1 protein-coding gene is annotated in these 235 nt (G+C 46.0%); it reads right to left on the reverse strand.

The genetic code is table 11. The features are described from left to right. On the reverse strand, positions 1–235 hold a 235-nt coding region (locus AAEY79_RS16450; RefSeq protein WP_352289862.1), incomplete at both ends, for a glutamate synthase-related protein.

Consider the following 235-nt stretch of genomic DNA (forward strand, 5'->3'; position numbering starts at 1 on the left):
CTTATTATAGTTTGCCACACGCTGCGCTTTGTCTGCCACATTTAAGCCACGTTGCAGGCGTTTGTCGTGCGTGGTGATCCCTGTAGGGCAAGTGTCTTTATTACATTGCATTGCTTGAATACACCCTAGTGCAAACATATGGCCGCGAGCAGATACAACAAAATCAGCCCCCAATGCTAATGCCCATGCAACTTTAGAGGGTACGATTAACTTACCTGAGGCAATAACCTTTACT

The sequence above is a fragment of the Psychrobacter sp. GW64-MNA-CIBAN-0177 genome (genome assembly GCF_040309585.1).
Taxonomy (GTDB): domain Bacteria; phylum Pseudomonadota; class Gammaproteobacteria; order Pseudomonadales; family Moraxellaceae; genus Psychrobacter; species Psychrobacter okhotskensis.